Here is a 6,259-nt window from a genome sequence, read left to right as displayed (position 1 = left end):
GGGCAGGTACTTCAGCGCGTCTTCGGTGTCCAGGACGTTCACCGTTTCCGCGATCTTCCGGGCGGTGACGCTTTCCGCCGTCTGCGGCGTGTGGAAGGGGCGGTCGGCGGTGACCAGGACGGTGCTGGCGTCCCGATCGGCGTCGTCAACCGGGGCGTCGTCAGCCGGGCCGGCGAGGGCGGAACTGGCGACGATACCGGCGCCGAGGGCGGCGGTGGTCAGCAGGCGGCGCGACAGGCGCCGGGATAGGCGGGCCATGAAAGGCGATCCCTTGAGGGGGCGGCGGCGCTCCGGAAAGGGGCGGCGGCCGTTGAAGACAGGGGTGCCGACGCCGGCACCCGATGGGTGCTGGACGGCGGGCATGGATCAAGGATGCCCCGGGATGCCCCAGCGGGCGCGGGTCTGGGCCTTGGGGTGGGGAAAGGGAATGCCCGGGGCGCTCAGGCCGCCATGGGCGGTGCGCGGGCGCCGGGCGTGCCGGGCAGGCGCAGTCGGGGGCGGGGGGCGTGGGCGCCGACGCGCCAAACCTGGCGGGACCTACGGGTCGGCAGCGCCAGGATCAGCAACAGCAGCGGGACGGCCACCGCCGCCAGGGCGGCGAAGGCGCAGGGGCCGATATGATCCTGCTCACCACCCGCCCGGTGGCCCTGATGGCCGCCATGGGCAAGCGCTAGTGCGCCGGCCCCCGCATCCGGGTGGTGGTGGGCGTGCGGACCGGCGGTGATAGGTCCGGCCTCCGTCGCCGAGGCGAGCGGGGCCGCCGCCATCAACTGGTCCAGCGCGTCGTGCACACCGGGGCACAGCATGAAGGGGGCTGGGCCGCCGCTGGTGTTGGCCATGTAGCCCACGGGGATCAGCCCGCGCAGCAGCACCGCCGCCAGCACCAGCCACACCCAGCCGCGCGGCGCGCGCCGCACCCGGCCGAGGTCCAGGAACCTCGGCACGGCGGACAGGGGGAAGAAGCGGCGGCGTGTCATGATGCTACTTATATGAGTGCATGGATGAATGGTTGGCAACCAGGAATATGCGCTTGCCCAGCATCCTATTCCGCCGGGCTTTTGTCCACCCTGAGATGGATCAGCCCTGGGCGGTTCCATCCGCACCAACTGGCGCCGTGGCCTGAACCGGCAGGCTTTTTCCTCCCTGCCAACGCCAGGTTCTGCGCCCGCCCCCGCAAATCCGGGAGCGGGCTTCTTTGGGATCAGAACTTGAACCCCGCGCTGAGGCGATAGTACCGGCCCAGGACGGCGCTGTAGTAGCGGGGAAGGGCCGTGCCGCTCGCCCCCGTATAGCCCGCCTGTGGGAAGGGAATGTGGGAGTTCAGCACGTTATCCACCAGGAGGCGTATGCGATATCCACCGTCGAATTCATAGCCGGCCGAGGTGTTGAACATCACATAGGGGTCCATGACCGGGTACTGGTAGTTGGACAGTGGCGTGTTCACGTTGATACGCGTTTCACTATAGTATTGGGTCTGCCACAGAAAATCGAACCCGCCGTTTTTGTAATTGACGTTGGCGGTGAAGTTATTGCGGGGCTCTTCCACCGCACCTACCGTGTACTGCTTGTCGCCAGTGCCCACCTTATAATAGTGGCTGAAGGTGTGCAGGTAATTGACGCTGAAGTCGATGGCGCCATAGCTGGCCGGCAGGCCCACGTCCTCCAGGTTGAAGGCATAATCCAGTTCGGCCTGCAGGGCCTTGAAGCTTTCGATGGCGGCGTTGTAATAGCCTTCGGCCACCGATGTCACCTGCCCGGTGCTGTCACGGGTGAAGGTGTTGCAGAAGGAATTGCCGGGCGCGCCGTCATAGCAGGCGTCCAGCAGGTCGGTGGCGCCTAACTGAGCGATCTCATTGGTGATGTCGATGCTTATGTAGTCGGCGGATAGCGTCAGCCCGGGGGTGTAACGGGGGCGCAGCACCGTGCCCACCGTCCAGCTGTCAGCGATTTCGTTCTGCAGGTGAGGGTTGCCGGAACTGGTGCCCGGGCTGGTGAAGTCGACGATGTCGGACGTGAAGGGCTGGGTAATGCCGGCGGCGGCGCAGTTCGCGGCGCGGTTGGCCGGGTTGGGACCGCCGGTGATGTATCGTTGGTCGCAGGGGTCGTCGGCGAGGGTGTAGATCTGGCCCGTGGGGCTATAGGCCTCGGTCACCGCCGGGGCGCGGAAGGACCGCGTATAGTTGCCGCGCAGGGTGACGTCACGGATGGGCTGGTAGGTGCCGCCGCCGCTGTAGGACCAGAAGGTGCCGGTCTGGCTGTTGTCGACGAAGCGCGCCGCCCCCTGCAGTTCCAGGCTGTAAACCAGCGGCACCGCCATGTTCGGCGCCACCACCGGGATGTTCACCTCACCGAAGCCCTCATTGGTGTGGTATTCGCCCGCCACCGGGTCGATGGGAATGCTGTTGCCGAATTGGGTGCGGGTGCCGTCGCCGTTGGGCTGTCCGTAATAGAACGCACCGGGATCGAAGGCCGTCGTCTCGCGCCTGTATTCATAGCCCAGCGAAAACTTTGCGTCGCCGGCGGGCAAAGTGACGATGCTGCCGCCGATGTTGGCCAGCACATCGTACTGGGCGTTGTCTTGGCTGGGGTTGGCGATGGCGGTGATGTAGTCCGTTGCCGCCTTGCTGGCGTGGTTGATGCCGAAGATGTTCAGTGGCGCGCAGGTGCTGCTGAGCGTCGCGATGGCGGCGTTGGTGTAGCCGGGGGCGCAGACGATGTTGCCGCTGCTGTCCCGCACCGCGTTGATGGCGTTGAAGAGGTTCTGGGTCACCACCTGCCGGTCCTCGTTCGAGGTTTCCGACTTGCCGTAGGTGCCTGTCACGTCCCAGTTGAAGGTGCGGTCAAGTGCCGAGAAGTCACCCTCCAGCCCCGTCACGACGCGATAGATGTTGGTGGTGGTGCGGAAGGCGCCGGTGGCGAGATCCGTGTTGGCGCGCGCCATATAGAAGGTGCTGGGGTCGGCGTTCGCGGCCACCAGGTTGTTGATGATGGTTTGGCGGTCGGCGGTGCTTAGGTAGGGGTTGTCCGTGCTCAGGATAAGGTTGCCGTTGGGGTCGCCCGCATTGCCGAATTGCGCGGTGTTGTAATAGGGCTGGTCGCGCAGGTTGGCGGCACGGAGGTGGCCGTACCACAACTCGGTATTGAAACGCACATGGTCGGTCAGATCGTAATGGCTGAGCAACGTGACCTGGGTCCGGTTGCTTTCCACCTGCAAGTTGCCGTAGTCGGAAATGGGAAAGCCGCTGCCGCCGGCTTGATAGATGGCGTTACCTGTCAGTTGGCCATTGATGAAGGGCGTCAGCTGGCCGTTGGGGCCGAAATACAGGGCTTGGCCGGTGTTATTGGTGATGGCGGACGAGGCTTGGCCTCCGTAAATGGGGATGCCATCGTCCACCATGGGCATGCCGGTGTTGGTGAAGATGTTGTAATGCCGGCCACCGGAATAGAGCTGCTGTGTGAAGGTCTGGCCTTTGGTGGCGCTGCCGAAGAATTTACTGGCGCCGCCAATGGTGCCTTTGCGGTCTTCGTTCGTAAGGCCATTCTGCTTGTCGTACTGGACGGCGACCGTCACGTTGCCACGGCCGTTGTTGAAGTTCCGGCCCAGCACCGCCGAGGCGTTGTAGTCGGCAGCGTCGCCATATTCTGACAGTCCACTGGACACGCTGACGTCGGCGCCCTGGTAATCCTTCTTCAGGATGATGTTGACGGTTCCGGCGATGGCGTCGGAGCCGTAGATGGGCGCGCCACCCACCGCCACCACTTCGGTGCGGTCAACCAAGGCCGTGGGGATGGCCGACAGATCCACCGGGCTGCCAGCGACGGCGCCGAAAATGGACGAACTGGCGGACGAAACGAAACGGCGGCCGTTGACCAGCGTCAAGGTGCGCTGGGAGCCCAAATTGTACAGGTCGGCGAAGGTCTGGCCGGCGCCAAAGGAACCCTGGCCGCCCACGGGACTATTGCCCGGGACACCGAACGTCGGCAGCTCTTGCAGCGCTTGGCCCAGATTGGTGAAACCACGCTTGGCGATCTCATCCGATCCCATGACCTCGGCCGGCTGCATGGTGTCGAAGTTGGCCCGGCGGATGCGCGACCCGGTGATGACGATTTCGGTGAGGGATGTTGTCTGCTGAGTTGCGGCGGCGGAGGTGGCGGTGTCGTCCGGCTGCTGCGAGGCCTGTGCCACCTGCGCTTGCGCGACGATCGGCGGTGCACCTTCCCCCGCCCAGGCGGCGGGCGCGGCGCTTATGGCGACCCCAAGCAGCAGATAACAACGCAACTGTGTGATATTCCGGGAACGGCGCGCGAATGCGACAGACTGACCCATGATGTGCCCCCGTTGTTATGATGCTCGTGGCATCATGGGAGTTGACCAAATGGTCAGGGGTCAATTGCCATTGATTGCGATGATGTGAGCATGACTGTCTTATGTCGCAACAATGCAACACACTACGTGAAATTTTATATCTTTCAGGTGCGGCGTATTGACCGCACCTACACCATAGGTTTGGCCATGTCCTGGCCGAATGGATTGTCCGTTGGTGATGGTGAACTGCAATGGTAGTGCGCGCCTGCCCCGCAGTGTCTGATGGGGAACAGCGCCGCCGCGACTCAAGGAAAGATAGCGGAATTGGCTAAAGGAGGGTGTCCCACCCCAGCGCCAGGGCGCCGGCCAAACCCGCTTCCGCACCCAGGCCCGGGGGCACGACGTAGCCGTCCAGGCCGTCGGTCACGGCCGGGTGGTCGATATAGCCGCCGATGTACCGGCCGGCATGATGGCGCACGCGGTCCAGCAGGCCGGGCCGGCCGCCCACGCCGCCGCCGATGACGATGCGCTGGGGCGACAGGGCGAACAGCAGGTTGGCCACCATCTGGCCCAGATAATCGCCGACCAGGTCCCAGACGGGGTGGTCATCGGGAAGGTCCGTGGCGGGCCGGCCCACGCGGGCCTCGATGGCCGGTCCGCAGGCCAGGCCCTCCAGGCAATCGCCGTGATAGGGGCAGTGGCCGGTGTAGGGGTCGCGGGCGGGGTCGCGGCGCACCAGCAGATGGCCGCCCTCGGGATGCACCAGGCCGTGCTGCGGCCGTCCGCCCACCACCACGCCGACACCGATGCCGGTGCCCACCGTGACATAGACATGGCTGTCCAGGCCCCGGGCCGCGCCCCAGCGGCCTTCGCCCAGGGCGGCGCCGTTGACGTCGGTGTCGATGGCGACGGGAACGCCCCCCTCCTTTAAATGCACAAGCGCGCTGGCCAGGTGGTCGCGCACCGGCGCACCGCTCCATCCCGGCTTGGGCGTGCGGGTGATGCTGCCGAACGCCGGCCGGCCGGGGTCCAGTTGCCCGGGATCCAGCTGTAGGGGCCCGAAGCTGGCGACGCCCACCGCGTCCAGCCCACCCATGCGGGCGCTGAGATCGCGCAAGGCCTCGGCGCAGCGATCCAGGGTTTCTTCCGGCGTGGTGGTCGGGATGCGGATGGTCTCGATGGAATGTGGCTGTGCGGTGCCGTCCATGACGGCCGCCCCCACGATGGCCTTGGTGCCGCCCAGTTCCACCGCCCCGATGCGCTTCATGCCGAACCCCTCCCCCACGTTTCAGGCGCGCATCCTGCCAAGGGCGGCGGCGCCTGACAACGTCAACGGCGACGGTTCGGCATTCCCGTTCACGCCGCCAGCAGCATCTGGATATCGCGCACGGGCAGGGTGGTCAGGTCCTTGGCCACTTCCGCCAGGATGACGTCGCGGGTGGCGGGGGTCAGGTGGCGGCGCAGCACGCCCAGCGCCTTGGGCGGTGCCGCCAGCACCATGCGCCCGATGAGGCCGCTCTGCACCATGGTGTCCAGCCGGCGGGCGACATGGGTCAGGAACTGGGATTCCGCCTGGTCCTGCCAGTCGGTCTCCTCCGTGGCGCTGCGCACAGTGCCGAACTGCATGCGCCCGGGCTGGCCGGTGCCCAATTCCCGCGAGGGGGTGGTGGGGCGGCTCTCGCTCGACTGGACGGTCAGGTACGGATTATGCGCGTCGCCATCGTTGCGCAACACCAGCATCTTGGCGCCATCACACGCCACCACCCAGCTGTGCCGGGCGATCACCACACCGTCCATGATTCATTCCTCCCAGTCGGTACCTGCCCCTCCCGGGGAACCGGGGATGGGGTATCCTGGGCAACCGCCGGACGCGGAATTGGTTCCGCGCTTAAAAATCCATCATGCGCCGTGCCAGCCAGCGCCGCTCGGCCACGGGCGGCGCCAGATCCAGGG

Annotated in this window: 4 protein-coding genes and 1 pseudogene; all 5 read right to left on the bottom strand. The window is 66.0% G+C overall.

Going from position 1 to position 6,259, the window contains the following annotated elements; all coding sequences use genetic code 11:
* A pseudogene (locus I55_RS02950) lies at window positions 1-258 on the bottom strand (TonB-dependent receptor); the annotation flags it as partial.
* A gap of 182 nt (window positions 259-440) precedes the next feature.
* Complete coding sequence (locus I55_RS02945; RefSeq protein WP_044559003.1) at window positions 441-977, bottom strand: hypothetical protein; 537 nt, start codon at window positions 975-977, stop codon at window positions 441-443.
* Between the two features lie 224 nt (window positions 978-1,201).
* Complete coding sequence (locus tag I55_RS02940; RefSeq protein WP_049973780.1) at window positions 1,202-4,279, bottom strand: TonB-dependent receptor domain-containing protein; 3,078 nt, start codon at window positions 4,277-4,279, stop codon at window positions 1,202-1,204.
* 355 nt (window positions 4,280-4,634) lie between these two features.
* A complete protein-coding gene (locus I55_RS02935) occupies window positions 4,635-5,573 on the bottom strand; it encodes an ROK family protein (protein ID WP_049973779.1) in 939 nt (312 codons plus the stop codon).
* A gap of 89 nt (window positions 5,574-5,662) precedes the next feature.
* On the bottom strand, window positions 5,663-6,103 hold the full coding sequence (locus I55_RS02930; RefSeq protein WP_044559002.1) for a host attachment protein: 441 nt from the start codon (window positions 6,101-6,103) through the stop codon (window positions 5,663-5,665).
* Window positions 6,104-6,259: the final 156 nt, after the last annotated feature.

It is taken from the genome of Azospirillum sp. B4 (genome assembly GCF_000333275.1).
Lineage (GTDB): Bacteria > Pseudomonadota > Alphaproteobacteria > Azospirillales > Azospirillaceae > Nitrospirillum.
Note: the sequence above shows the minus strand (reverse complement) of the source record. Positions and strands in the feature narration are given on the sequence as shown.

Coding starts and splice junctions, on each gene's coding strand:
- I55_RS02945 (WP_044559003.1), bottom strand. CDS start 977: ATGACACGCCGCCGCTTCTTCCCCCTGTCCGCCGTGCCGAGGTTCCTG.
- I55_RS02935 (WP_049973779.1), bottom strand. CDS start 5,573: ATGAAGCGCATCGGGGCGGTGGAACTGGGCGGCACCAAGGCCATCGTG.
- I55_RS02930 (WP_044559002.1), bottom strand. CDS start 6,103: ATGGACGGTGTGGTGATCGCCCGGCACAGCTGGGTGGTGGCGTGTGAT.